17 protein-coding genes are annotated in these 23317 nt (G+C 65.7%); 10 read left to right on the top strand and 7 right to left on the bottom strand.

The features are described from left to right. Positions 1–337 precede the first annotated feature (337 nt). From ACQR1F_RS26030 to ACQR1F_RS26005, 6 genes are all read left to right on the top strand, one after another. Positions 338–3604 carry a beta strand repeat-containing protein gene (locus tag ACQR1F_RS26030; RefSeq protein WP_434839858.1) on the top strand — a complete coding sequence of 1089 codons (3267 nt, stop codon included), beginning with the start codon at positions 338–340 and terminating at the stop codon, positions 3602–3604. A gap of 562 nt (positions 3605–4166) precedes the next feature. Continuing rightward, positions 4167–5987 (top strand): hypothetical protein, encoded by a 1821-nt coding sequence (locus tag ACQR1F_RS26025; RefSeq protein WP_434898770.1) that lies wholly within the window; start codon positions 4167–4169, stop codon positions 5985–5987. Positions 5988–6213: 226 nt separating this feature from the next. Beyond that, positions 6214–10440: a sulfotransferase gene (locus tag ACQR1F_RS26020; RefSeq protein WP_434914106.1), complete on the top strand. Its 4227-nt coding sequence runs from the start codon at positions 6214–6216 to the stop codon at positions 10438–10440. A gap of 723 nt (positions 10441–11163) precedes the next feature. After that, positions 11164–11757, top strand: a complete 594-nt coding sequence (locus tag ACQR1F_RS26015) for a formyltransferase family protein (RefSeq protein ID WP_434914105.1) — start codon at positions 11164–11166, stop codon at positions 11755–11757. A gap of 298 nt (positions 11758–12055) precedes the next feature. Further along, a complete protein-coding gene (locus ACQR1F_RS26010; protein WP_315751045.1) occupies positions 12056–12406 on the top strand; it encodes a hypothetical protein in 351 nt (116 codons plus the stop codon). A 22-nt stretch (positions 12407–12428) separates the two neighbouring features. Next, complete coding sequence (locus ACQR1F_RS26005; protein WP_315799869.1) at positions 12429–12896, top strand: hypothetical protein; 468 nt, start codon at positions 12429–12431, stop codon at positions 12894–12896. A 6-nt stretch (positions 12897–12902) separates the two neighbouring features. On the opposite strand, the gene ACQR1F_RS26000 is transcribed toward ACQR1F_RS26005, so the two are convergent. Continuing rightward, positions 12903–13133, bottom strand: coding sequence for a hypothetical protein (locus tag ACQR1F_RS26000; RefSeq protein ID WP_315799868.1), 231 nt, complete (start codon positions 13131–13133; stop codon positions 12903–12905). A gap of 232 nt (positions 13134–13365) precedes the next feature. Here ACQR1F_RS26000 and ACQR1F_RS25995 point away from each other — a divergent pair, with 232 nt between their 5' ends. Both ACQR1F_RS25995 and ACQR1F_RS25990 read left to right on the top strand, forming a co-directional pair. Then, complete coding sequence (locus ACQR1F_RS25995; RefSeq protein ID WP_316178619.1) at positions 13366–14256, top strand: DMT family transporter; 891 nt, start codon at positions 13366–13368, stop codon at positions 14254–14256. Between the two features lie 199 nt (positions 14257–14455). After that, positions 14456–15916 (top strand): caspase family protein, encoded by a 1461-nt coding sequence (locus tag ACQR1F_RS25990; RefSeq protein ID WP_315799866.1) that lies wholly within the window; start codon positions 14456–14458, stop codon positions 15914–15916. 74 nt (positions 15917–15990) lie between these two features. Here the strand turns inward: ACQR1F_RS25990 and ACQR1F_RS25985 are convergent, their stop codons facing one another. Both ACQR1F_RS25985 and cysK read right to left on the bottom strand, forming a co-directional pair. Then, positions 15991–16230, bottom strand: a complete 240-nt coding sequence (locus tag ACQR1F_RS25985) for a BrnA antitoxin family protein (RefSeq protein ID WP_315799865.1) — start codon at positions 16228–16230, stop codon at positions 15991–15993. Between the two features lie 2 nt (positions 16231–16232). Next, the gene (gene cysK / locus ACQR1F_RS25980) at positions 16233–17195 is read right to left on the bottom strand and encodes a cysteine synthase A (protein ID WP_434914104.1); all 963 of its coding nucleotides are present in this window, start codon (positions 17193–17195) and stop codon (positions 16233–16235) included. 488 nt (positions 17196–17683) lie between these two features. Here cysK and ACQR1F_RS25975 point away from each other — a divergent pair, with 488 nt between their 5' ends. Beyond that, positions 17684–17902 carry a hypothetical protein gene (locus tag ACQR1F_RS25975; RefSeq protein WP_315711782.1) on the top strand — a complete coding sequence of 73 codons (219 nt, stop codon included), beginning with the start codon at positions 17684–17686 and terminating at the stop codon, positions 17900–17902. A gap of 175 nt (positions 17903–18077) precedes the next feature. Here ACQR1F_RS25975 and tgt read toward each other — a convergent pair whose 3' ends face one another. Further along, a complete protein-coding gene (gene tgt, locus ACQR1F_RS25970; RefSeq protein WP_316178614.1) occupies positions 18078–19232 on the bottom strand; it encodes a tRNA guanosine(34) transglycosylase Tgt in 1155 nt (384 codons plus the stop codon). 273 nt (positions 19233–19505) lie between these two features. Here tgt and ACQR1F_RS25965 point away from each other — a divergent pair, with 273 nt between their 5' ends. Next, positions 19506–20531 carry an aspartate-semialdehyde dehydrogenase gene (locus ACQR1F_RS25965; RefSeq protein ID WP_315799862.1) on the top strand — a complete coding sequence of 342 codons (1026 nt, stop codon included), beginning with the start codon at positions 19506–19508 and terminating at the stop codon, positions 20529–20531. 111 nt (positions 20532–20642) lie between these two features. Here the strand turns inward: ACQR1F_RS25965 and queA are convergent, their stop codons facing one another. The 3 genes from queA to ACQR1F_RS25950 form a co-directional block, all read right to left on the bottom strand. Then, on the bottom strand, positions 20643–21737 hold the full coding sequence (queA, locus tag ACQR1F_RS25960; RefSeq protein ID WP_316178612.1) for a tRNA preQ1(34) S-adenosylmethionine ribosyltransferase-isomerase QueA: 1095 nt from the start codon (positions 21735–21737) through the stop codon (positions 20643–20645). Positions 21738–21935: 198 nt separating this feature from the next. Next, positions 21936–22400 (bottom strand): peptidylprolyl isomerase, encoded by a 465-nt coding sequence (locus ACQR1F_RS25955; protein WP_315799860.1) that lies wholly within the window; start codon positions 22398–22400, stop codon positions 21936–21938. 291 nt (positions 22401–22691) lie between these two features. After that, a complete protein-coding gene (locus ACQR1F_RS25950) occupies positions 22692–23255 on the bottom strand; it encodes a peptidylprolyl isomerase (RefSeq protein WP_315711771.1) in 564 nt (187 codons plus the stop codon). Between the last annotated feature and the right edge of the window lie 62 nt (positions 23256–23317).

Here is a 23317-nt window from a genome sequence, read left to right as displayed (position 1 = left end):
ATGCAATTCGCGCCCGGTCGCCGCACCGCGCATTTGCTGCTTGCTGCCAGAAATCAATCACTTGGCACGCGATCGCGGCGCATCTGTCACAGATCCGCGATGTCCCGAGAACAACATATTTGCGGACTCCCCCACGCCTTTTTTGGCCCGATTGCTCCGAGCATATAGCGAGGTGCGACAAAGTAGCGCGCGTCAGAAGAACGCGCGACACAGCGGCGCACGGGCGTGAGGCGCGGCGCATCACGTCCGACGCAGGGCCGATGCGCTTCCGCATCGTCCGGCCAGTTTCGGTACGGGGCCCTGCCGGGCGTCGGATGAACTTGGGGAGAGATGATCTATGGCGAATAACACCTTCAACCCGACGGCGCTGGCCAACGGAACGTCGAACCTGCTGGTGCGCGCCTCAGCGCTCAACATGTCGACCGACCTCGTCCAAGCCGGCGTGGTGTTCAACGATGCGGTGCGCGCCTCGCTCGGCCTGTTCTCGCAGGCCGGCAGCGGCAACTCGAACCCGTTCCTCGGCAGCTACACGACCGATCTCCACGCCGTGCAGAACGACATCGCGGCGATGCTCGCAAATCCCGGCCAGGTGACCCTGGGCGGCCAGGCCTTCACGCTGAACGCGACCGACACCGCCGTTCTCACCAACGTGCAAGCGCAGATCTCGACGCTGCTCACGGCCGCACCGCAGACCACGAATGCTGCGACGATCACAGCCGCGGATCAGACGCTGCACGCGGTCCAGCAGGAGATCCTGCAGGAGATCAACGGCGACGCGCATCTGTCCGGCGCGCTCAACAAGGTCAACTTCCTCGCCAACACCGGCGGCCAGGACGTCGGCTTCCAGAACACGCCGGCCGGTGCCGATGATGCGGCGACCCTGGCCGCAGCGACCGCAGGCAACACGCTGAAGGATGTCGGCCTCGTCTTCAACAAGGTCGTCGACCTCGCCTCCGGCGGCATCCACACCGGCAATCTTCAGGAGGTCACGACCGACCTCACCGCGATCTCGCAAGGTCTGACCAACATTCTCAACAACAAGACCCAGCTCGCACAGATCGAGAACGGCGAAACGGCGAACGCGGCCGCGCTCACGACCATCCATCTGCAGACGGTGCTCGGACAGGTCAACCTCGAGCTCAACCAGTATGCCAAGGCGGAAACGACCGGCAATCAGGCTGCGTTGCGCGGCACGGCCGACAACCTGCTCGACAGCATCGACATCATCCAGGGCGACGCCAACCTGAACATGGCAGCCGGCGGCAACGGCATGCCGGGCCATGCCGGAGGCTTCGCGGAGGATCCCGGCGGATTGACCGGCACGGTCACCAAGTTCCAGGACAATCAGGCGCAGACCAATTTCTGGGCCGCGTTCCTGGCCGAAGCGAACACCATCAACGCAACCCTGCAGAAGATCTCGACGGGCGGCGCGCAAGCCAGCGCGGCATTGATCACGCAGATCCAGAACTACCAGCAGTTCGGCGCCAATTTCGACGCCGCCCAGGGCAATGTCTTCCGTGGCCGCTTCGACAACGAGCTGCTCAGCGGCACGCTGGAAGCCGACTCGGCGGCCGCCGTGAAAGGCTTGCAGGGCATCCTGAACGGCGACACCGGCGCGGCTCTCGCGGCGGACAAGGCGGCGATCAACGCCGCCGGACAGGGCTTCGCCGCTGACGCCATGGACGTCTCCGGCAACAACATCGCGATTGGCGGCGCGACCTATGTCGGCACGGCCACCACGGTCTCGACGGCGACCTCGGTGCACGGCCTCGCCCACGGCACGATCCCGGTGACGGCGACCCCGAACATCGCCAACGGCACCGGCGGCACCACTTCGACGCCGCCGAGCAGCGGCGGTGGTGCCACGCCAGTCAACTTCAGTCCGACCGCGCTCGCCAACGGCACGTCGAACCTGCTGACTCGCGCCACTGCTATTCAGCATTCGACCGATCTGGTGCAGGCCGGCGTCGTCTTCAACGATGCGGTCCGCGCTTCGCTCGGCCTGTTCAGCCTCGCCAACAGCGGCAACTCGCCGACGTTCCTGAGCAGCTATCAGGCCGACATCACGGCGGTGCAGACCGATATCGCCGCCATGCTGGCCAATCCAGGTCAGGTCACGCTCGGCGGACACACCTTCGCACTGAACGCCACTGACACGGCAGTCCTCACCAACGTCGAGGGTCAGTTGGGGACGCTGCTGCAGGCGGCGGGGCAGTTCGCGAACGCCACCACCCAGGCTGCCGCCAGCCAGACCATTCATGCGCTCCAGCAGGAGATCCTGGGCGAGATCCACAACGACGCCCATCTGGCGAACGCGCTGAACAATGTGCCCTTCCTCGCCAACACAGGCGGCCAGGACATCGCCTTCCAGACCTCGCCCGCCGGCGCGGACGATCCGGCGAGCCTTGCTGCGGCGACCGCTGGCGCCAGCCTCAAGGACGTCGGCCTCGTCTTCAACAAGGTGGTCGAGCTCGCCTCCGGCGGCATCGACGCGGCGCACCTGCAGGAGATCAACACCGATCTGACTGCGGTCTCGCAGGGCCTGACGGCCATCCTCAACAACAAGACCCAGCTCGCGCAGATCGAGGCCGGCGAGACCGCCAACGCGGCGGCGCTGACCACGATCCACCTGCAGACCGCGCTCGGTCAGATCAACCTGCAGCTCAACAAATACGACGCGGCGGCGACCACGGGAAATCAGGCGGCGCTGCGCGGCACGGCCGACAATCTGCTCGACATCATCGACATCGTCCAGGGTGACACCAACCTCAACATGGCAGCGGGCGGCAACGGCAATGCCGGCCATTCCGGCGGCTTCGCCGAAGATCCGGGTGGACTGACCGGCACGGTCACCAAATTCCAGGACAACCAGGCACAGACGAATTTCTGGGCTGCATTCCTGGCCGAGGCCAACACCATCAACGCCACCTTGCAGAAAATCTCGACCGGCGGTGCGCAGGCGAGCGCGGCCCTGATCACGCAGATCCAGAACTACCAGCAGTTCGGCGCCAATTTCGACGCCGCGCAGGGGGCCGTATTCCAGGGGCGGTTCGACAACGAACTGCTCAGCGGCACGCTCGAAGCTGACACGGCCCATGCCGTCAAGGGCCTGCAGGGCATCCTCAACGGCGACACCGGCGCAGCACTTGCGGCAGACAAGGCGATGATCGCCGCGGCAGGCCAAGGCTTCGCGGCGGACGCCATGGACGTCTCAGGCAACAACATTCCCGTCAATGGCGGCACCTATGTCGGGACGGCCACGACGGTCTCGACGGCAACCTCCATCAAGGGCACCGCGCACGGCACCATTCCGGTCACCGCGACACCGAACCTGGCCAACGGCACTGGCGGCACAGCTGCGGCAGGAACCACCGCCGGCGGTGGCGCGGCAGCCGGTGGCACCGCGGCGAACGGAGGCACGTCGACCGGCGGAGCGGCGGCTGGCGGCACATCGACGGGTACGACGGCCAACAACGGCAGCAACGCCGCGCATCACAGCGATCATCATCATCACGATCACAGCCAGGGCGCGCATACGAACCAGGCCGCGGCTGCCGGTCCCGACATGTCGCATCTCCACGCGATGCATCACATGTGGGGTTGATGAGGCAGCCGCAGCAGCTGCTGCGGATCGGATACCCGGGAGCAAGCAGATGAGGTCAACTCACGCAGTGCTCCCGGGGGAAATGAGAAGGACGATGAGCCGGGCGAGACGACACGCGTTGAAGAAAGGAAGCCTCTGAAGATCAGCAAAGATGCATGTTCCGTTCCGCACTGTGAAGCCTCGTTACGCTGGAACTTTTCTAAGGAGAGATCGGCGACCAGCCGCAAGATCGGGGCAACTTCTTGTCTGGACCGTGCATCGAAGCTTCGCTGAGCGGTGATGTTGCAAGGATGCCACGACGGAATTCAAGGAGTTAGTACGCTTCCGAGCGCGGCCGTGACCCGGCTGCGACAATCGTCGTTTGCCCGAACAACATCATATTTGAGGACTCCGCGGCGCTTCTTTTGGCCCCATTGGAGCAAATAATTCCCAGGTGCTCTGAGGCTGCGACATTTCGCCCGCTCCGCGAGGAGGTGAACGAGATGTCTCAGCCCGATCAACGCCCGCGTGCTGCCGAACCGCCAAGCAGCAGACGCCGGGTTGAAACTTGGGGAGATGATCAATGGCAGCCAATACCTTCAACCCGACGGCGCTGGCGAATGGCACGTCCAATCTGCTGGTTCGCGCCTCGGCGCTCAACCTGTCGACCGACCTCGTGCAGGCCGGCGTCGTTTTCAACGACGCCGTTCGCATCTCGACCGGCCTGTGGTCGACGCCGCAGAACAGCGGCAACTCGAACCCGTTCCTCGGCAGCTACACCACCGACCTGCATGCCGTGCAGAACGACATCAACGCGATGCTGGCCAATCCCGGAGACGTCACGATCGGCGGCAAGGCCTTTACGCTCAACGCGACCGACACCGCGGTGCTCACCCAGGTCTCGAACGAGATCACGACGCTGATCAACGCGGCGCCGAACACAACCAATCCGGCGACCCTCGCCGAAGCCGACCAGACCATCCACAACGTGCAGATGCAGATCCTGGCGCAGATCCAGGGTGACGCGCATCTCTCGGCCGCGCTCAACAACGTTCCCTTCCTGGCCAACACGGGTGCCATGGATGTGGCGTTCCAGAGCCTTCCCGCCGGCAACGACAGCGCCACCAATCTCGCTGCAGCGGCCGCGGGCGACCTGACCGCCATCGGAACGGTGTTCAATGCCGTCGCTGACCTTTCGCTGGGCGGCATGAGCGCCAACAATATCAACCAGGTCCAAGCCGACTTCACGGCCGTGGCGCAGGGCCTCCAAGCGATCCTGAACGATCCCGCGAAGCTCGCTGCGATTGAAGCAGGTCAAACCGCTGTCGATGCCCAGACGACGACGCTGCATCTGATGACGCTGCTCAGCCAGGCAAACCTTCAAATCAACAACTACAACGTCGCCGAAACGATGGCCAGCCCGACGGCGCTGCGCGGCTCCGCCGACAACATCGTCGACATGATCGACGTGTTCCAGAACGACGCGGCCCTCAACGCCGCGGCGGGCGGCACCGGCATGCCGGGACACGGCGGCGGCTTCTCGGAGATGCCCGGCGGCCTGACCGGCACGGTCACGAAGTTCCAGGACAATCAGGCGCAGACCAATTTCTGGGCCAACTTCCTCGCCGAGGGCAACACGCTGGGTGCGAAGCTGGTTGCGGTCGCCAATGGAACGGGGACGGCGTCGCAGGCCCTGATCGACCAGATCACCAACTACCAGAACTTCGGTGCGGCATTCGATGCGGCGCAGGGCGCGGTGTTCAAGGGACGCTTCGACGACGAGCTCGCCGCCGGCGCTCTGCAGTCCGACACCACCATGGCCACGAAGGCCCTGATGGGCATCATGAACGGTGACACCGGTGCAGCCCTGGCGACCGATCAGGCGATGTTGAAGGCTGCCGCCGCGAACTACATCGGCAATGCCGGAGACATCGCGGGCAACAACATCGCGATCGGCGGATCGGCCTACGTCACATCCGCGACGAGCTTCGTGACGGCGACGGCGGTCAATGGCATTGCCCAGGGCACCGGTATGCCGGCGGGCGCCACGCCGAACATCGCCAACGGCACTGGCGGCACCCCGGCGAGCACGACCACGCCCGGCGGCGGCATGGGCGGAGGTGGCACGACAGGTGGCGGCACCACCGGAGGCGGCACTGCCGGCGGAGGCACCACGGGTGGCGGGACGACCGGAGGCGGCACGACGGGCGGTGGAACGGCCGGCGGAGGAACCACCGGCGGCAACAACAACACCACCACGACCCATCACTGCGGCGGCCACCACAGCCATCACAGCAGCCACCACACGGCGGCGGCCGCGGCGGCGCCAGCCGCAACCGCTGCAGCCGCATCGAGCGGTCCGGACATGTCCCACCACCACGCGATGCATCACATGTGGGGCTGACGCCCTCGGCAACCTGACCAACATTGGCCGGCGCAGACCCTTGGGTCTACGCCGGCTCGTTGCGTTGTGGCAGCACCGGCCATCGACGCCGCACGTGGCCGGACAAATTCCATGCACTGCTCGAAGGGTTCTAGCCGACCGCTTGCGATCGGCCTCGTCTAAGCCTCCGTTTCGCTTCAATCCGCCTCGACAACGGCATTCGTCGAACATTCAGCAAGTTGTCATCATGAACGAGCTCGCCGTCGCCTTCCGCCCCCGCCTCGTCCCCGCAGCGTCCGACGGCGGACAGCCGTCGGCGGCCGCGCTCAGCGATCAAGCCTTGCGCATCGCCGAGCAGGCCTACCGGAAAGTTCTTTCGCTTCAGCCCCGTCATTTCCGCACTTTGTGCAGCCTCGCCATGGTCCGCCTGCAGCTCGGCGACACGCATGAGGCACGCGCCCTGCTCGACCAGGCCGCAGAGGAAGCCGGCGACGCCGCGGATCTGCAGCTGTCGCTCGGCAAGACCTTCGCAGGTCTCGGCGACCTCGCCAGAGCGAGCACGCATCTGCAGCGTGCCGTCGCGCTCGACGAACGCTCGGCCGAGGCCCGGCTGCTGCTCGGCAGCGTGCTCACCAGCCTTGGCGATCCCGCCGGGGCGGTTCGGCATCTGGAGCTGGTGCTGGCCGCGGACGCAGGCAGCGCCGATGCACACCAGGCGCTCGGCTTTGCCTTGCAGCGCCTCGACCAGTACGAGCGCGCGCTCGCGCACCACGAGGCCGCGCTCGACGCGCGGCCCGATTTCGCCGCAGCCGCCGCCAGCCTCGGCGACGCCTGCCGCATGCTCGGGCGGCATTCGGAAGCCATTGCCCACTACACGCGCGCGCTCGCGATCCAGCCCAATGCGCCGGTCGTGCTGCTCAACATCGGCGGCTGCCAGCAGGCCGCCGGCGAGCTCGATGCCGCGATCCGCACCTATCAGCAGGCCCTTGCCCTGAGCCCGCATCTCGCCGAGGCGCACTACAATCTCGGCAATCTGCACCTGGAGATGAAGAGCGTCCCTGCCGCCATCTTCCATTATGAGCGCGCCATCGCCGAACGGCCGGACTTCCCGGAGGCCCATAACAATCTCGCCAATGCCCTGCAATCGCGCGGCAAGCACGACTTGGCGCTCGCGCATTACGACGAGGCGGTGCGCCGGCGCCCCGACTATGCCGTCGCCCACCGCAACCGCGGCGATGCGCTGCGCGACGTCAAGCGCTACGAGGACGCCGTCGCAAGCTATCGAACGGCCCTCGCCCACGATCCCCGCGACGCGACGACGATGAACCATCTCGCCGGCGTGCTGATGATCCTGGGACGGCTCGACGAGGCGGCGCTCGCGTATGAATCCGCCCTGGCTGTCAACCCGCGCAGTATCGGCACGCACCTCAACTACGGCGTGGTCAAGCCGTTCGCGGTCGACGACGCGCGCTGGGCGCCCCTGCAGGATCTGGCCGCGAACTCGGAGACGCTCACCGAGGATGCGCGCATCGCCCTGCACTTCACCCTCGGGCGGGCTTATGCCGACATCAAGGACGGCGAACGATCGCTGGTCCACCTCAACGCCGGCAATGCTCTCGAGCGCCGCCGCATCAACTATGACGAGAACCAGACGCTGCGCCAGATCGAGCGCATCCGCGCGGTGTTCTCCAAGGACATGCTGCAGGCGCGCGCCGGCCATGGCGATCCATCGCAGGCGCCGGTGTTCGTCATCGGCATGCCCCGGTCCGGCACCAGCCTGGTCGAGCAGCTCCTCGCCAGCCATTCCGCCGTGCACGGCGCCGGCGAGGTCAACTATTTCGCGGCCGCCGCGGGACTGTTCACCGACCGTGCCCGCGGCGACTATCCGGAGATGCTCGCCAAGCTGTCCGACGCCGACATTGAGGCCCTCGCGCGCGCCTATCTCGAGCGGTTCACCGACCTGCCGGCGGACACCAAGCGCATCGTCGACAAGATGCCGTCGAACTTCCTGTTCGCCGGGCTGATCCATCTCGCGCTACCGAATGCGCGCATCATTCACGTCCGGCGCAATCCGATCGACACCTGCCTGTCTTGCTACACGCAGCTGTTCGCCGAGCCGCAGCCCTTCGCCTACGACCTCGCCGAGCTCGGCCGCTACTACCGCGCCTACGATGCCCTGATGGGTCATTGGCGCAAGGTGCTGCCGGACGGCGTCATGCTGGAGGTGGCGTATGAGGACGTGGTGCGTGACTTCGATGCGCATGCGCGCAAGATCGTGGCGCATTGCGGGCTCGACTGGGATGACGCCTGCCTGTCGTTCCACGAGAACGAGCGTCCGGTGAACACGGCCAGCCTGGTCCAGGTCCGCAAGCCGCTGTTCTCCGGATCGGTCGGCCGCTGGCGGATGTATGGCGACCGGCTGAAGCCGCTGCTCGATGCGCTCGGCAGCGAAGCCGTGCGGCCGACCATTGCCGAGGCGATCGCGGGCGCCAAGCCGCCCCAGCCCGTGAACGTGGCCCCGCCCGTGGTGACGCCGACGACAGCATCGCTTTCCTTCGCTTCGCAGCAGGCCGGATCGTTGCAGACGTTGGTCGAAGGCGCCGCTGCCGTGGCAAAGAGGCTGCAAGGCCGTGGCGACTCCAAGGATGCCGAGACGATCTACAACCTGATCCTGGCGGGGCAGCCGAACCAGTTCGACGCGCTGGTCGGACTCGGCATGATCTGCACCACCGCCAACCGGCTCGACGAGGCCAAGGACTTCTTCGTGCGCGCGGTCGCGGTGAACGACAAATCCGCCGAGGCCCATGGCAGCATCGGAGCCGTCGAGGCCTCCGCCGGCCACTATGAGACGGCCGTACAGCATTACGAGACGGCACTTGCGCTGGCGCCGAGCCACCCCGGCATCCTCTACGCCTTCGCCATGGTTCGCCAGAACCAGGGGCTGATCGACGAGGCGATGGCCCTGCTCCGGCGGGCGATCGACAACAAGCCGCAGCACCTCGATGCGCATTTCGCACTCGGCAACCTGCTCTACACGACAGGAAAAGACATCGAGGCAGCGAAACACTACCTCAAGGTCCTCGACTTCAGCCCGGAGCATGCCGAGACCCACAACAACATCGCCAACGTGCTGCTGCGCCAGGGCCATCGCGAGCGCGCCATCGAGCACTACAAGCGGGCGATCGCGAGCCGGCCCGACTATGCCGACGCCTATGGCAATCTCGGCAACGCCTTCCTCGAGCTCAACCGGCTCGAGGAATCGATCGAGCAGAACCTGCTGGCCATCAAGATCAAGCCGGAGCGTTTCGGCTCCTACAACAATCTCGGCGTCGCCTACCAGGCGCTCGGCCGTTTCGAGGAGGCAACGGCGGCGTTCCAGAAGGCCCTGGAGCTGGCGCCGGACGACGCGCCGATCCACCTCAATCTCGCGAACATGTCGAAGTTCAAGCCGGACGACAGCCGGCTTCCGAGTCTACGGCAGCTGATCGAACGCGTCGACCAGCTCGACCAGGAGAAGCAGATCGCAGCCCATTTCGCGTTTGGCAAGGCGTTGTCCGACCTGAAGGACTACGACCTGGCCTTCTCGCATCTGCACAAGGCCAACACCCTCAAGCGCAAGACCTTCGACTACGACTCCGAGCAGCGGCTCGGCATGATGAAAAACGTCGCGACGCGCTTCACGCCCGAGTTCTTTCGCATGGTTGCAGGGCACGGCGACGATTCCTGGGCCCCGATCTTCATCGTCGGCATGCCGCGCTCCGGAACCACCCTGATGGAGCAGGTGCTGGCCAGCCATTCCAAGGTCTTCGGCGCGGGCGAGCTCGAGACCTTCAAGGATCTCGTCGGCGAATGCGCCAACCGCCAGAAGGTCGTTCCGGCGTATCCCGATCTGATCACGCTGCTGCCACCCGAGGAAATGACGAAGATCGGTCAGGAGTACACCGCCCGCGTTCGGACGCTGGCGCCCGAAGCCGAGCGCATCGTCGACAAGATGCCGCTGAACTTCCTGTTCGTCGGGATGATCCATGCGGCGTTCCCGCGCGCCAGGATCATCAACGCGCGGCGCGACCCGCTCGACAATTGCATTTCCTGCTACTCGCTGCTGTTCACAGGCTCACAGCCATTCGCCTACGACCTGACCGAACTCGGCCACTACTACCGGGGTTATGAGGGCGTGATGGAACACTGGCACAAGGTGCTACCGCCCGGCATCCTGATGGACGTTCAATACGAGGATCTGGTCGACGACCTCGACGGCGTGTCGCGCCGCGTGCTCGCCCATTGCGGGCTCGACTGGGAGGATGCCTGCCTCGACTTCCATCGCACCGAGCGCATGGTGCGCACGGCGAGCCTGATGCAGGTGCGCGAGCCGATCTACCGCCGCTCGATCGGAAGCTGGCGCCGCTACGAGAAACATCTTGGGCCGCTGTGCGCGGCGCTCGGCATCGACCTTCCGCCGCCGGAAACCACATGACCGCCGGCAAATAACCGGGTGCTGTTGCCCAGGGATCGGTGACAGGCGCGGCACCCGGCTATCCGGCCGCGCGGCGGAGCGGCTCGAGCATTGTGCTCCTGGGCCTTTAAGAAATTATATTCGTCATACGCAGAAGCGTCAGTTTTACTACGCAGACGCGCCAACTGATAACACAACCAGAAGTTCGATGACATCTTCAGCCATGGGTCCAGGAAATTGCGTTCGAAGACCGACCAGATCGCGCCCGTTGAGCCGACAGGAGCGGCATCTTCGGTTGTCCTCATCAGTACAGTTGATAGCTCGGCGCCTTTAGTTGAGCTGTGTCGAGCAATATGCGTGATGCAGCACCGGTCTATACACAACCTATAGGCGAATTTCCGGCACCTGTCCTGACGTCCCGGTTCATCTGAGGCCGCCGCCGGTACCGACGAGGGCGTGTCATCCGCCACGGTCGTCTCGGCCTGCATCTTGATGGCGGCCAGGTTGATGGCGACCATGGCGATCGGCGCGCCAATAGGCGTGAGGGGCCCCGCCAACTCCGGCTCGGAGCGGCCTTCCCCTTTCCCGTTTGGGTCCCACAGCGCCTCCGGCGGCCGGACGAAGCCAGACTGTGACGACGGCCCAGCAGGCGCTTGACCTGGAGGCCAAGGCTTGGTTTGACCCGTTTCGCCCGGTCAGAGCCTCCGACCGGATCCAGCCCCCAACCGTGGAAGATCCCTGGCCATGCGCATCACTCTCGTCGGCTCCCGCCATTTCGGTGTCGCCACACTGAACATGCTGCGCGAGAGAGGAATCGAGATCGCGCGGGTCGTCGTTCATGATGGCGAGGACCGGCTTGCAGCCGCGGCGCGGGCGGCCGGGATCGAGGTCGTGGTCCAGGCCAATCCGAAGGTCGTGCCCGCCGGCGAGATCGCCCCCGGCACGGACCTGATCGTCACGGCGCATAGCCACGCCCGCGTCACTCACGAGGCGGTCGCAGCCGCCCGGCTCGGCGGCATCGGCTACCATCCGTCGCTGCTGCCGCGTCACCGGGGCATCGCTGCGGTGGAGTGGACCATCAAGGAAGGCGATCCGATCGCCGGCGGCACCATCTATCACCTCGCCGACCGCATGGATGCGGGCGCCATCGCCGCCCAGGAATGGTGCTTCGTCAAGAAGGGAGAGACCGCGCGCGAGCTGTGGGAGCGCGCTCTCGCACCGCTCGGGCTCAAGCTGCTCGGCGATGTCGTCGAATCGGCCAAGGCGACCGGCGCGATTCCGGCCAAGCCGCAGGACGAGCCGTTCGCGACCAAGGCGCCCAGCCTCACCCCGCACTGAGCATCTGATCGCATCGCCCTGATAAGTTGTGGACATCCTCCCCGCTGGCGCCCTCGCGGTGCCCTGCGAACGGCAGCATGGGCGGTCAGCGGAAAGATGTGGGCGTTCGCCCGCTCATGCCGTGGGCGAAGGCGCAGTTTGCGCACAATGCCGCCCGAATGCCTCCAAGCCGGGTTCCGCATTAATCGTTAATGGACTGAAATTGCTCGATAAAAATCCGTTGTGGCGCTGCGGCAAATTTTCGTCACAATTCTTCCAAATAAGGTCGTGATCAACGACATTTGAGGGACAACGATTCATGCGTCTCGACCGCATTGGAATGGCTTTCGCCGCGTCGATCCTGGTGGGCAGCTCGGCCGCCCCCGCATTCGCCCAGTCGCCCTATGACGGGCAGTGGCAGGTGACGATCGTCACCAACAGTGGCAGCTGCGAGCCCACGGCCAGCTCGACCTTGATCGTCGCAGACGGTAAGATTTCTGCGGCTGGCGCCAATGTGTCGGGTTCGATTGGACGCGAAGGCCTCGTCAAGGTCTCCATCAATGGCGCATATGCGAATGGGCAGCTCAACGGCAATTCTGGCTCGGGCAAGTGGAACGGCGCCTCGGCAGGCATCCCCTGCAGCGGCCGCTGGCAGGCTTCGCGCCTGTAACGGCGCGCACACGCTCCTGAAGATGGTGCGGCGGGTCGCGGCCACCGCCGTTGTTTTGACGGCGGGCGTGACCGCCTCGCCGGGGCATGCCGACCCTGGTCCCTTCACGGGCATGGCCGGAACATGGGGCGGCAGCGGCACGGTTGCCCTCGAGGACGGCTCAACCGAGCGCATCCGGTGCCGGGCCAATTACGGCGTCTCGGGACCGCGGATGACGCTCGTCCTGACCTGCGCCAGCGATGCCTACAAGTTCGGGCTGCAGGCCGAGGTGATCGCTGAGGGCTCGGCCATCTCGGGAACCTGGAGTGAGACCAGCCGCGGCATCAATGGCGTGCTGCAGGGCCGTGGCGGCGGCGGCAACTTCCAGCTGCTCGCGACCACCGCCGGCTTCAACGCCAACATCGCGCTCGCCACCCGCGGCAAGAGGCAGTCCGTGTCGATCCGGGCCGACAGCCAGTTCCGCGCAGCCAACATTTCACTGTCGCGGTGATCCCGATCAACTGCCGCGCCTGGCGCCGGGGACCGCACCTGCGGACGGCGGCGGAGCAAGCTGCGCGGCGGTGCGCTTGATGGTCTTGGCGACCAGCAGCGCCTGCTCCCGCGTCATGGCGAAGTCCTGCACACCTTTATGGGTGGTCAGCGACAGCACCATGAGATGAGGCTCCCGCTCCGGCCAGCCAGTGGCAAAGGCGGTCACGAAGTCGGCTGAAGCGGCGCGTTCGGTCATGTCTTGTCTCTGGCTGCCTTAGACTGTGTTGTGCTGTTCGCGGGCTGTATCGCGGCGGTCGCTTTAGGACGAAACACAGCCACACTCCACGTTTTTCTCGATGACGCGCGTCCGTCGCGAGCAAAGCCTGCAGCGGCGTTGGTGCGCTGCACCGTTGATTTCGTTTGCATTGCTCTGCGCGCGAGGTGATACAGCCCGCCTTCGCCGCCGTCCTCGCTCTCCCCGCCACCGCATGAATCGTCCCGCTTCGAAACTGATTGCCGCACTGTGGATGACGGGCTGGCTCAGCCTGATGCTGGTGATGGCGGTGGCCGGACGCGAAGCGATGCGCGAGCTCAACGTGTTCGAGCTGATGGAGCTGCGCTGCCTGATCGGCCTGGTGATGCTCTCGCCGGTCATCGCCCTCAGCGGAGGCTTTGCCACCTTGCGCACCTCGCGGCTCAAGCAGCACGCGGCGCGCAACCTCGTCCATTACGGCGCGCAGCTCGGCTGGTTCTTCGCGCTCACCTTGATCCCGATCGGCCAGGTGGTGGCGATCGAGTTCACGATGCCGATCTGGACGGCGCTGCTGGCCGCGGCCTTCCTCGGCGAGCGCATCACCCTGTTCAAGCTGGCGGCGATCGGGCTCGGCCTCGTCGGCGTGGTCGTGATCGTCCGCCCGGATACCGGGGCGATCAATCCGGGACAGCTCATCGCGCTGGCCGCCGCGGTCGGCTTCGGTATCTCGATCGCACTGGTCAAGCTGCTGACGCGCACCGAGCCCACCGTGTCGATCATCTTCTGGATGCTGGTGGTGCAATCCGTCGCCGGCCTCATCCCTTCGCTCGTATTCTGGACGCCGCCATCGGCCACCGCCTGGGGCTGGATCCTGCTCGTCGCCCTCTGCGGCACCTTCTCGCATTTCTGCATGGCGCGGGCGCTGCTCTACGCCGACGCCACCATCGTGGTGCCCATGGATTTTCTCCGCGTTCCGCTGACCGCCACCGTCGGCTGGCTGGTCTATGCGGAGCGTCTCGACGGATTGACCGTGGTCGGCGCGGCGTTGATTCTCGCCGGAAACCTGCTGAACCTGCGTCCGCCGCAGCCTCGGCCGGTGCCGATGGGCAGTTCGGCAGGGACCTGAGGCGCCGAGCATCCCCTCAAGCGGCGTGACCCGGATCACGGAACCGCCGCGCTACACGCGATCGTCGTGGATCTGGCGCAACACCCGCGAACTGGTTTATGGCGGAAGCGTGATTTTTTGACCGGGAACAAGACTTTTGGCGCCGATCCGCGACAAATGCTGCAGTGAACGCTTCGCTTGATCGTTGGGGGATCTCCTGATGCGCTATCTCACCGTCGCCCTGTCCCTGCTCTGCGTGGTGCTGACCGCTGAAGCCGCCAAGGCCGACCGCCGGGTCGCCTTTGTCGTTGGAAACGGCGCCTATAAGAGCGTGGCCCAACTGCCGAACCCGCCGGTCGATGCCAAGGCCATGGCGGCCACCCTGCGCAACGTCGGCTTCGACGTCGTCGAGGGCACCAATCTCACCCGCGACAAGATGACCGAGAAGCTGCTCGATTTCGGTCGCAAGGCGCAGGGCGCCGATATCGCGGTGTTCTATTACGCCGGACACGGCATTGCGATCGCCGGCACCAACTACCTGCTGCCGGTCGACGCGGACCTGAAATCGGAGATGGACGTCAAGCTGGGCTCGGCCATCAACATCGACGTGACGCTCGACCAGACGATGGGCGACGCCAAGGTCAAGCTCGTCTTCCTCGATGCCTGCCGCGACAATCCGTTCGCCGCCAAGATCAAGTCGAACTCGCCGACCCGCAGCGTGTCGGTGCAGACCGGCCTGGCCGAGATGAAGTCCGGCGAGGGTACGCTGATCGCGTTCGCCACCGGCCCGGGCCAGACCGCCCTCGACGGCGAGGCCGGCGCCAACAGCCCGTTCACCCGCGCGCTGATCTCGCACATCGCCCAGCCCGGCATCGAGATCCAGCAGGCCATGACCGCCGTGCGCGCCCAGGTCAATGAGGAGACCAGCAAGGGCCAATTGCCCTGGGGGCATACCAACCTGATCGGCGCCGTCTACCTCAACCCGGCGGCGGCCCCTGCTGCAACGGCCGCCACGGCCGGGACGACGCCGGCCGTCGCGACGGCCACCGTGACCGCAGGCGAAGCCGAGCTCGAATTCTGGCGCTCGGTGAAGGACTCCAACAAGCCGGAAGAGCTGAACGCCTATCTCTCGACCTACCCGAACGGGCAATTCAAGTCGCTGGCGATGGCGCGCATCGCCGCGATCGAGAGCGGCGCCATCAACACCGCCACTCGCAACGTCGCCAAGGGCGTCGATCCCGCCACCTACACCGAGGAAGGCACTCAGGTCAGCGAGGATCAGATCGGCCTCGACAAGACCAAGCGCCGCGACGTGCAGCGGCGGCTGACCGGTCTTGGCTTCGACACCAGGATGACCGGCGTGTTCGACGACCAGACCCGCGGTGTCATGAAGCGCTGGCAGGCGGCCCGAGGCTATCCATCGACTGGATTCCTGACCAAGCTGCAGCACAAGGCGCTGCTGGCAGAGCCGCAGCCCGCGCCGGCGACCGCCGCAGTCGGCGACGAGGCCAGGCCGCGCCGTGCCAAGCCGGCCGGCAACGTGGCTGCCGGCGGCCCGCCGCCTCAGGGTGCGCCGGTCTATCGCAATCCGCCGCCGCAGGACAATTCGGGCAACGCCGCCGGCGCCGCCTTCATCGGTGGCATGATGGGCGGTGTGCTCGGCAGCGCGCTGCGCCGGTAAGCGACTTCGTCTTCCCCCGGTAAAAAAGCCCGGAGCACGAGCTCCGGGCTTGTTCGTTAGAATGCAGCCGCCCCTCAGAGCCCTGCCGCCTTGCGCAGCGCCGCGTTGATGCGGTCCTGCCAGCCCGGCCCTTGAGACTGAAAGTGCTCGAGAACGTCCTGGTCGATCCGCAACGTCACCTGCTCGCGCACACCAGGAACCGCCGCCTTCTTCGGCGGCGCCTCCACCGGCTTGGTGGTCACCTTCTTGAACGCGGCCTCGGCCTCGGTACGGGCGTCAGCGAGCGTGCGCGGACGCCGCGGCTGGTCGGCCATGATCAGATCCCCTCGAACAGCGCGGTGGACAGATAGCGCTCCGAGAACGACGGCACGATCGCCAGGATCGTCTTGCCCGCGCTCTCCGGCCGCTTGCCGATCTCGATCGCGGCTGCAATCGCCGCGCCCGAGGAGATCCCGCCGGGAATGCCCTCGGTGCGGGCCAGCGCGCGCGAGGTCTCGATGGCGGTGGTGCTGTTGATCTTGACGATCTCGTCGATCACCGAGCGGTCGAGAATGTCCGGCACGAAGCCGGCGCCGATGCCCTGGATCTTGTGCGGCGAGTGCTGCCCACCCGACAGCACCGGGCTCTCCTCCGGCTCGACCGCGACGACCTTGAGACCGGGCTTGCGCGACTTCAGCACCTGGCCGACGCCGGTGATGGTGCCGCCGGTGCCGACGCCGGCGACGAACACGTCGATATTGCCCGCCGTGTCGTTCCAGATCTCCTCGGCCGTGGTGCGGCGATGGATGTCCGGGTTTGCGAGGTTCTTGAACTGCTGGGGCATCACCGAGTTCGGCGTCGTCTGCAACAGCTCCTCGGCGGTGGCGATGGCGCCTTTCATGCCCTGCGACGCCGGCGTCAGCACGATCTCAGCACCGAGAAAGGCGAGCATCTTGCGCCGCTCCACCGACATCGATTCCGGCATCACCAGTTTGAGCTTGTAGCCACGCGCCGCCGCGACGAAGGCCAGCGCGATGCCGGTATTGCCCGAGGTCGGCTCGATCAGCACGGTGTCGGGCTTGATCACGCCGGCCTGCTCCATCGCCAGGATCATGCCGACGCCGATCCGATCCTTCACGCTCGCGGCGGGATTGAAGTATTCCAGCTTGGCGAGGATGGTCGCCTTGACTCCATGTTGCTCCGGCAGCTTTCGCAACCGCACAATCGGCGTATTGCCGAACGCGTCGACAATTGAATCAAATACGCGCCCGCGTCCTGGACGCTGTGCTGACGACTCCATGAAATCACTCCTCTGCGCGCCCCGCGCGACGTCGACAACGCTTCTGACCATCTTCAGCGAGCCTGTTGCGCTGCGCAAGCACGTTTGCGCGATCTTAGGACGATCGCGGCGCACAACAAGTCGTGGCTAAATTGCGAAAAACCAACGCATTTGTGTTGCGACAAGGTCAATAAACTCGGTGTATGCTTGATTTCAGCCGGATGAAGATTCACGGTGCAGGTCGACTGCAACCCGGGCGGACATCAGCAAGATGTCATCTTCGGAGTGATACAATCGGGGCGTTCGTGCCAAACGAAAGCGCCGTTGTAGAATAGATATAAGAACAGACCACCCAGACAAAACTCTTTGTGTGACGGATTTGATATCCGCGAAAGTTGGACTCGTCGGAAATAGACCCGTTCGAACGCGACTTGTTCGAAATCGACCTTTTCGAAATTGACGTCGTTCAAGCAGAGATCGCCAACAAAGAGATCGTCCAGGAGGTCAATATGTCAGCACTCGCTGATCTCGTGTCGACCGCAACCGCCCGCCCGAATCCCCGCGGCTGCGATCTGCCGACATGCCCGGTCTGCGCCGACTCCATGATTGCCGCGGAGGCGTCGGCATATTTGGCTGACAATGCGATCAGCTATCTCTGGACCTGCGACACCTGCGGCTATGGCTTCGTCACCAAGCACTCCGTGAAAAGCCGCTTCGTCTGCAACTGAACGGCCCCAGGGCGAGAGAGTTCCGCGACGTGATGTCACGGCCGTTCGATGGCTGAGGATAACGCAGCCGTCGGCCATCGAGCCGGTCGGCAGTGCATGATCAGCACAATTTCATGAGGGCCGGCGCACGGGGCCGGGCTCACAACAAGCTGACGGCCTTCACCTGAAGCGGCCGTCAGCCGGCGCGCGAGGCGATGTCGCCGCGCGCCCAATCGGCCTTGGTGCGCTCGTAGAATTCCGTGAACCGCCCCTGTGCAATCGCCTCGCGCATCCCGGCCATCAATTGCTGGAAATAGGCAATGTTGATTTCCGACAGCAGCGTCGCGCCGAGCGCCTCGCCCGCCTTGATCAGATGATGCAGATAGGCGCGGGCATAGCTGCGCGCCGCCGGCCACGGGCTCTCCTCATCCAGCGGCCTGTCATCGTCGGCATGACGCGCGTTGCGCAGGTTCACCGGCCCGAAGCGCGTGTAGGCGACGCCGTGGCGGCCGTTGCGGGTCGGCAGCACGCAGTCGAACATGTCGATGCCGCGCCGGACCGACTCCAGGAGATCGTCAGGCGTGCCGACGCCCATCAGGTAGCGCGGACGGTCGGCCGGCAGCGCCGGCGCGGTCGCCTCGATCATCTCGAGCATGACCGCCTGCGGCTCGCCGACGGCCAGGCCGCCGATCGCATAGCCGTGGAATCCGATCTCGACCAGCGCCTGCGCGCTGGCGACGCGCAATGCGGGCACATCGCCGCCCTGCACGATGCCGAACAGCATGTAGCCTGCCGGCGCCTTCTCGAAGGCGCGGCGGCAGCGTTCGGCCCAGCGCAGCGACAGCCGCATCGCGCGCTCGATATCGTCGCGCTCGGCCGGCAGCCGCACGCATTCGTCGAGCTGCATCGCGATGTCGGAGTTGAGCAGGCGCTGCACCTCGATGGCGCGCTCCGGTGACAGCTCGATCTTCGCGCCGTCGATGTGCGAGCGGAACGTCACCGCCTGCTCGGTCACCTTGCGCAAGCCCGACAGCGACATCACCTGGAAGCCGCCGGAATCGGTCAGCATCGGACCGCCCCAGCCGGTGAAGCGCTGCAGGCCGCCAAGGGCGGCGATGCGCTCTGCCGTTGGCCGCAGCATCAGGTGATAGGTGTTGCCCAGCACGATGTCGGCGCCGGCCTCGCGGACGTCGCGCCAGTGGATGCCCTTCATGGCGCCGGCGGTGCCGACCGGCATGAAGGCCGGGGTGCGCACCACGCCGTGCGGAGTCGTCAGCCGGCCGGTACGGGCCGCGCCGTCTGTGCCGAGCAGTTCGAAATGGTTGGGAAGGTCGCTGACCGAGGAGCTCATGGCCGGCTTATTGCGTCAGGACCGCCCCCGATTCAACCGCGATGGCGCTGTTTTGGTGCCTTTCGGCCGTTGACGGCGGTTCCGGCCGCCCCTATGGTCCGGCGCCATGTCGACCTCGACCAAACGCACGACGAAAACCACCAAGCCCTTGCGGGCCTCGGGAGGCGTGCGCGCGTAGTCGAACTCGATTGCGACCATCTTCGAACCGAAGCCCCGCCTGATGAAGGTCCGGGGCTTTTTTTATGCCCAGATTCCAACCGGAGACTTGAAGACGTGCCTCACGATCCCACCATTGCCATCGTCGGCGTCACCGGCGCCGTCGGCGCCGAGTTCATCGCCACCCTGGACCGCCGTAATGTCCGCGTCGGCAAGCTCAAGGCGCTGGCAAGCGCCCGCTCGGCCGGGCAGACCCTCACCTTCCGTGGCCAGACGATCGTGATCGAGGAGCTCAACGAGCGCTCGTTCGAAGGCGTCGACATCGCGCTGTTCTCGGCCGGCAGCGGCATCTCCAAGAAGTTTGCGCCGATTGCGGTCCGCTCCGGTGCCGTGGTGGTCGACAACTCCTCGGCCTTCCGGATGGACCCGAACGTTCCGCTGGTCATCCCGGAGATCAACGCCCGCCGCATCCGCGACCACAAGGGTATCATTGCCAACCCGAACTGCGCGGCCATCACGGCGCTGGTGCCGCTGTGGCCGATCCACCAGAAGAACCGCATCAAGCGCATGATCATCTCGACCTACCAGGCCGCCAGCGGCGCCGGTGCGGCGGCGATGGACGAGCTGGTGCAGTCGACCCGCGCGAGCCTCAACGGCCAGGTCTATGCGCCCAAGGTGATGCCGCACCCGTTCGCCTTCAACCTGTTCAGCCACAACACCGCCATCGATCCCGACACCGGCTACAACGACGAAGAGACCAAGGTTATCAACGAGACCCGCAAGATCTTCGAGGATGAAGGGATCGCCGTCGGCGTCACCTGCGTCCGCGTGCCGGTGCTGCGCGCGCATTGCGAGGCGATCACCTTCGAATGCGAGAAGCCGATCACCGAGGACGACGTCCGCCGCATCCTGGCGACCGCGCCCGGCGTGCGCGTGGTCGACGACCGCGCGAAGAACTACTTCCCGATGCCGGTCGACGCCTCCGGCCAGGACGACGTGCTGGTGGGCCGCATCAGGACGGATCTGTCCGATCCGTCAGGTCACTCGATCGCGATGTTCGTCGCCGCCGATCAGCTGCTCAAGGGCGCTGCGCTGAATGCGGTGCAGATCGCCGAGCTCTTGCCGGAGCAGGCCATGGCGTGAGGCGGCCACGCACCCTCCTCACCAACACTGTCATCACCCGCGAAAGCGGGTGATAGACGGTGGGCACGCATCGCCTTCGGCGCCGCTTTGCCCACCCTACGTTTCTGCGCTCTACGGCTCGACGACCCGCTCGTCCGGCTGGCGGAACAGCAGACACGCATCGCCGTAGGAATAGAACCGGTAGCCGCTTTGAATCGCATGCGCGTAAGCCGCCTGCATCGTCTCGAGCCCGGCGAAGGCCGAGACCAGCATGAACAGGGTCGAGCGCGGCAGATGGAAGTTGGTCATCAGGATGTCGACCGCGCGAAAGCGATAACCGGGCGTGATGAAGATCGACGTCTCCGCCTCGAATGGTGCGATCGTGCCGTCGGGCTGCGCCGCGCTCTCGAGCAGCCGCAGCGACGTCGTTCCGACCGCGACGATGCGGCCGCCTTGGGCGCGGGCCTGGTTCAGCGCAGCGGCGGTCTCAGGCGTCAGACTGCCCCACTCCGCATGCATGCGGTGGCCTTCGGTGTCATCGACCTTCACGGGCAGGAAGGTGCCGGCGCCGACATGCAGGGTGACGCGCTGCAGCCCGACGCCGCGCTCGCGCAGCCGCCGTTCCAGCGTCGGCGTGAAATGCAGTCCGGCGGTGGGGGCCGCCACCGCGCCCTCCTTGGCCGCGAACATGGTCTGATAATCGGTCGCGTCCTGCTCGTCTGCGGGCCGCCTGCCGGCGATGTAGGGCGGCAGCGGCGGCCGGCCGAGATCGGCGATCGCCTGGTCGAGCGCGGGCCCATGAAACACAAAGGACAGCGTCAGCTCGCCCTCCTCGCCCTTGGCTTCGACGGTGGCGTCGAGATGGCCGAGCAGGCAGACCTTGCCCTCGTTGCCGAAACGGATCGTATCGCCTGGCGCGAGCTTCTTGGCGGGCCGCACCAGCGCCTGCCAGCGCGAGCCGTCGAGCCGCTTGATCAGGGTCGCCTCGATCTTCGCCTCGGTCTCGCGGCTGATGCGGCGTCCTGAGAGCTGAGCGGCGATGACCTTGGTGTCGTTGACGACGAGCTGATCGCCCGGCTCCAGCCAGTCCGGCAGGTCGGCGACCGTGCGGTCGCGCAGCACGCCATCGCCCTGCACCACCAGCATGCGCGCGGATTCGCGCGGGCTCGCCGGCCGCAGCGCGATGTTTTCGGGGGGCAACTGAAAGTCGAAGAGGTCTGTGCGCATCGTCGTTCTGGAACGACCGTCGAAAACCTCATCCTGAGGAGCGCGTCAGCGCGTCTCGAAGGATGAGGCCCGACTGTGGCCTCATGGTTCGAGACGCGTGCTGCGCACGCTCCTCACCATGAGGGTCAAAAGCCGAGGGCGGTACTGCACACCGACCATGAACACGCCGAGAGGCGTGTTCATGGAGAGGGTCGTTGGTTACGCCGCGTCGGCGGCCATGTAGGCCTTCACGATCTTGTCCGGGTTCTGCACCGGCTCGCCGCGCTTGATCTTGTCGACATTCTCCATGCCCTCGGTGACCTTGCCCCAGACCGTGTACTGTTTGTCCAGGAAGCGGGCGTCGTCGAAGCAGATGAAGAACTGGCTGTCGCCTGAATCTGGATTGGCCGCACGCGCCATCGAGGCGGTGCCGCGAACATGCGGCTCGGCGTTGAACTCGGCCTTCAGCTTCTTGCCGGAGCCGCCGGTGCCGGTGCCCTGCGGGCAGCCGGTCTGCGCCATGAAGCCGTCGATGACGCGGTGGAAGACGATGCCGTCGTAGAAGCCCTCGCGGACGAGCTCCTTGATGCGCGCGACATGGCCGGGCGCGAGATCGGGACGCATCTCGATGGTGACGGGGCCCTGGGTGGTCTCGAGGATCAAGGTATTTTCGGTCACAGCCATGCTGGTCTCTCGGTTTTGGTAGAATTGACGGGGGTCAGGACAAAGCAAATCCTGGGTCTGAAATGTCGCGGCGCCTTCCCATGTGCGGCCGTCACCCCTCCTGACGGCAATCCGAGCACGACGAGGCCCGCGATGCTGGTCCAGAATAGACCCAATGCGTTTAAAGCTGAAGCCACCGGCCCTGTCGATGTGGCGGGCCGGCAGAATCGGCATGCCGCCGCGACGTGGCAAAAGGTTCCTTAAGGCCCGAGGGAACCGGGCGCGAGACCCGGGTGTCCCCCTGCTCTGCCTCTACTTGATGTCCGAGGCGACCTGAACCTTCACCATCTTGTCCGGATCGGTGACGGCACCGCCCGAGGAGCCCGGAGGCGCCTTCTTGAGCTTGTCGACGACGTCCATGCCCTGCACGACCTCGCCAATCACGGTGTATTGGCCGTTGAGGAAGGAGGCATCGCCGAAGCAGATGAAGAACTGCGAGTTGGCGGAATCGACGCTATCGCCCCGGCGCGCCATGCCGACGGTGCCGCGCTTGAACGGCGTTGACGAAAACTCCTGCTTCAGGTTCGGGTACTTCGAGCCGCCGGTGCCATTGAAGTTCTGGCCGTCACCGGTCTGCGCCATGAAGCCGTCCATGACGCGGTGGAACGGCACGTTGTTGTAGAAGCCTTCGCGCGCCAGCGTCTTCAGCCGCTCGGCATGCTGTGGCGCCAGATCGGTGCGCAGCTTGATGATGATGCGGCCCTTGGTGGTGTCGATGACCAGGGCATTCTGCTTGTCGAGGCCGGCAGGCAGCGACTGGGCCAGCGCCGGCAATGCGAAGACGAGAGCGAAGACGAAAGCGAGCGCGCGGATCATGGCAACTCCGATGACATGAGACGATGTGGAGAGGAAGGCACCGCCGGAACCGGCCGGTGCCT

Origin of the sequence: Bradyrhizobium sp. HKCCYLS3013 (genome assembly GCF_051167615.1) — a bacterium.
Classification (GTDB): domain Bacteria; phylum Pseudomonadota; class Alphaproteobacteria; order Rhizobiales; family Xanthobacteraceae; genus Bradyrhizobium.
The sequence above is the reverse complement of the archived record's forward strand: the minus strand, read 5'-3'. Positions and strand labels throughout refer to the sequence as shown.